This is a genomic window from Trichocoleus sp. FACHB-6 (assembly GCF_014695815.1).
Taxonomy (GTDB): Bacteria; Cyanobacteriota; Cyanobacteriia; order Cyanobacteriales; family FACHB-T130; genus Funiculus; species Funiculus sociatus.
The window spans coordinates 1-4,246 of the sequence record NZ_JACJOY010000101.1 but is presented as its reverse complement, the minus strand read 5'-3'; the positions used below and the strand labels follow the sequence as shown (position 1 = coordinate 4,246).

The following is a 4,246-nucleotide window of genomic DNA, read 5'->3' as shown; positions in this document are numbered from 1 at the left end:
AATTACTGGGGTAAGCTTTACTCATAACGCTCTCTCAGTGCTGTGTACTACATATTCGCAGCTTACACTGAGTGAGCTTTTTTGCTATCTAACCGACTTTTAAAACATCCTCTTAGAGAATATTTAAAGAATTAGTAAATTCGATACAGATAAGAAGCCAATAAAAGTGATAAAAAATTCTCATAAAAAAACATACATTGTGGTGCGGGGTGAATACAATGAGAAAAAGTAACATGGCTGCTAGTACACTGTCAAGGGAAAATTGATGGGTACAAATTGGGTAGTATTTAAGGTAAAAGTGTTAACCAACCACCACCAAGCTGTCCAATGAGTAAAAAGTATATGGTAAGCCTCACAGCAGAAGAAAAAATGAAGCTGGAACAGTTGACTAAAAAGGGGAAATCGCCAGCCTATAAAATGAACCATGCGCGAATTCTTTTGAAAGCTGATACTAATGCAGTGGATGGTGGGTGGAAAGACAAAGGAATTAGTAAGACAATAGACATTAGCATTCCGACAATTGAACGTGTACGTCGATTATGTGTAGAACAAGGAATAGAAGCAGGGTTAAACCGACCACTATCCCAGAATCGGAAGCATCATAAACTGGATGGAGAACAAAAAGCACATTTGATTGCTCTTGCTTGCAGCCAAGCACCAGAAGGACGAACTCGTTGGACATTACGAATGTTAGCTACTCGCGGGCGTGGAACTGGAAATAGTGGACAACATCTCCCATGAAGCCGTTAGACAAACACTAAAAAAAACGAACTTAAACCTTGGCTCAAGGAATTATGGGTGATTCCACCAGAACCGAATGCAGAATTTTTCTACCACATGGAAGATATCATAGATATATACACTCGTCCCTATGACCTTCTACACCCGGTTGTTTGTTTTGATGAAAGCAACAAATAATTAGTAGGAGAAACTGTAGAACCCTTGCCAATAGCACCTGGACAACCGCAACGCTATGATTACCAATATGAGCGTCACGGGGTATGTAATCTGTTTATGTTTTCTGAACCTTTAGCCGGATGGCGACATATCGAGGTTACTGACCAACGAACTTGCACCAGATTATGCTCAACAGATGAAATATCTTGTGGATGTGAAGTATCCTGACACTAAAACAATTACAGTCATCCAGGACAACCTTAACACTCATCTTCCTTCATCACTTTACCAGGCTTTTGAACCAGTTGAAGCTAAACGAATCCTTGATAAACTGGATTTTCACTATACTCCTAAACATGGCAGTTGGTTGAATATGGCGGAGATTGAACTAAGCGTTTTAGCGAATCAATGTGCAAGACCCGTCGCCTCCCTGTCAAAAAGGCTCTGCAACGAGAGGTGGCGGCTTGGGAAAAACAACGAAATCTAGATTCTCGAAAAATTGATTGGCAATTTACTACCGCTGATGCTCGCAATAAGCTCAAGCGTCTTTACCCATTAATTCAAACTTGACAAACTACTACGCTGTTTTAGCGATTTCTGGCAAGACGCCGGACATCTTGAGAATGATTATATTGAACTAGCAGTCTCCCTAGCCGCTTCTCGCAGCCGCTCCACATCGCGCATCGGCGGTGCACCAAAGAGCTGCTTGTACTCCCGGTTGAAGTGCGAGGCGTCATCATAACCCACATGGTAGGCAGCACTGTTAGCGTCAAGGTTTTGCCCCAGCATCAGACGGCGAGCCTCCTGAAGCCGCAGTTGCTTCTGAAACTGCAAAGGACTCATTGCCGTGACCGACTTGAAGTGATGGTGAAAGCCAGAAACGCTCATGCCAAGCTCTCGTGCGATGCTTTCAATCCGAAGCGGCTGGTTAAAGTCTTTGCGAAGTCGATCGACCGCTTTGGCGATGTGGTGAGTGTAGCCACCTAGAACGGCAATCTGACGCAGCCGATTTCCTTGCGTTCCCATTAGGAGTCGGTAGATAATTTCCCGTTTAATCAGGGGTGCAAGCACATGGGCTTCGGCAGGGGAATCGAGAAGCCTGACAAGCCGCACCACAGCATCCAACAGGTCTGCATCCAACGGACTCACGTCGATCGCTTTTACACTAGCACCCCGTTGCGCTGAGGGATAGCCTGCCTCAACCATAGCTGAGCCAACGAGGGTAGGGTCGAGATCGAGGCGAAGTCCCAGGTAGGGTTTTTCCTGGGTTGCTTCTAGAATTCGGCTGGCAATCGGCAGTTCAACCGTCCCCAGCAGATAGTGCATCGGGTCGTACTGAAAGCGCTCGCTGCCCAGAAGAACTTCTTTGCTACCCTGAGCGATCGCACAAAAGGCAGGAATAGAGACACTATGAAAGCATTCCGAAGGAGACGAGGTGCGATAGAAGTGCAATCCTTTCAGCAGCTCGATCGCTCCATCTTGACGAATCGCTTGGGCAATTCGCTCCCTTAATTCCTCTCGGTTGGCTTGCGCTCGGTCTGCTTCACGCTTTGCCTGAGGGTTATTCATCAACGCTCTATCGGACTTTTCACTCGTTCTTGCAGCGTTCATTTCTGATGTCCGTTCAAATCGATTTATAGACACATCAAGGTCTAGAAAGGGTTTGGCAGCTAAGCCTGTATAAGAATCTAGCGTGGCTTGATCGAAATCGGTGTAAGGCGTGCAGGATTGTACAACCATCTTAGACAATCATCCTATTGCTTGCCTTCCAGGATTCATAGAATGAGGTTAAAGCAATGAAACGTGATTCCTGCTGCTTGTAAGGGTCTGGATTTCTCTTCAAGAGAACACTCAGGTTTGTTTGGTTAAGCGCTTCTTGCGATTGCACGAGAAGCATCATCAAATCCACGGCAGGCATTGGTCGCTATGGTCAAGCTTTGCACGGCTAAACACAAGTATGGAGGAACGGAAATGAAACGGCTCACGATGCCTGTCATGGCATTTTCCTTATTGGCTTTGGGGTTCCCGCAGGCAGGGCATACACAAGTCCCTTCTGGCGATCGCCCACAGACCGTAGAAATCACGCGGAACGGTTTGCAGCTTTCCACTGAAGGATCTGCCGAATATTTCACAGGTTCTGTACGCATCAATCCTCTTTTTCCGGTGCACGAGCCATCACGCGCATCTGGCGCAAGTGTCACCTTCGAGCCTGGTGCCCGAACCGCATGGCACACCCATCCCTTGGGGCAGACCCTAATTGTGACGGATGGATCTGGTTGGGTTCAGCAGTGGGGCGGTCAAATTCAGGAGATTAGACCCGGTGATGTTGTCTGGATTCCACCGAACGTAAAACACTGGTACGGAGCCACAGCAACTACAGCCATGACCCATACTGCGATTCAAGAACAACTTGACGGCACCCCTGTGAACTGGATGGAACAGGTCAGCGACGAACAGTACGAAGGGAGATCCTGATGCTTTCGAGATGGCTTCCCACTAGAAGAAAAAACGGTCAGAAGCGAATGCTGATTTTGGTTCTCGCTTTAGCAATGTCCCTAAGTTCCTCAGCCTGCCATGCCGATAACAGTATCACCAGCAATGCCCCGTCAGAGATACCAACTGAACTATCAACCGAGCAGACAAACAGGATGAAGATCAACATCCAGATCGGAAACAAGGTTGTACCAGCCACGTTGATTGACAGCAAAACCACTCAGGATTTTATTTCCCTGCTGCCATTAACACTGACGCTAAAAGATTACGCAAACACCGAAAAAATTAGTGATTTGCCAAGACGATTATCCACAGAAGATGCACCTCCGGGCAGCGATCCTGCGGTTGGAGATATTGCTTATTACGCTCCCTGGGGGAATTTAGCGATGTATTGCAACGATTTTGGATACTCAAACGGACTCATTATCCTCGGAAAAATTGACGGTGACATCGAGGCATTGAATGTGCCTGGTTCTGTAGAAGTGACGATCGAGTTGCGATCGCAGTAAAGAGGGTACGGAAATGAAACTGCTTGCGACGACTATTGAGCCAAAGTGAACCCGCTAGATAAACCCACACATACGAAGAAATCAATGAAACACCGCGTTCTAATACCAACCCTCTTGATTAGTGCAATCGGCGCAACGGCGGCATTTGCACTCGACAAAACACACGTCTCACGTAAGAAGATATCCCAAGCACTCGCGCAGCAGTCCGCTGTGGTCGAGGGGGCAGACAACTTCTATAGAACCCATTTGACATCTAAGTTTGATATCTAAGAAGGTGCTGCAAGCCTCTTAATCATCAAGCGAATAAAACAAAGATTAACCTTGGCAGTCGCATTAGTTAAAGTTCT

At 46.7% G+C, this 4,246-nt stretch carries 3 protein-coding genes and 1 pseudogene; 3 read left to right on the top strand and 1 reads right to left on the bottom strand.

All coding sequences use genetic code 11. The features are described from left to right. The first annotated feature begins 327 nt into the window (after window positions 1–327). A pseudogene (locus H6F66_RS20460) lies at window positions 328–1,467 on the top strand (IS630 family transposase). 57 nt (window positions 1,468–1,524) lie between these two features. Here H6F66_RS20460 and H6F66_RS20455 read toward each other — a convergent pair. Continuing rightward, the gene (locus H6F66_RS20455) at window positions 1,525–2,508 is read right to left on the bottom strand and encodes an AraC family transcriptional regulator (RefSeq protein ID WP_190424714.1); all 984 of its coding nucleotides are present in this window, start codon (window positions 2,506–2,508) and stop codon (window positions 1,525–1,527) included. A 360-nt stretch (window positions 2,509–2,868) separates the two neighbouring features. Here H6F66_RS20455 and H6F66_RS20450 point away from each other — a divergent pair, with 360 nt between their 5' ends. Then, window positions 2,869–3,372, top strand: a complete 504-nt coding sequence (locus H6F66_RS20450) for a cupin domain-containing protein (RefSeq protein ID WP_190424711.1) — start codon at window positions 2,869–2,871, stop codon at window positions 3,370–3,372. After that, a complete protein-coding gene (locus tag H6F66_RS20445; RefSeq protein WP_190424709.1) occupies window positions 3,372–3,899 on the top strand; it encodes a cyclophilin-like fold protein in 528 nt (175 codons plus the stop codon). The genes H6F66_RS20450 and H6F66_RS20445 overlap by 1 nt, the downstream gene beginning before the upstream one ends. Window positions 3,900–4,246: the final 347 nt, after the last annotated feature.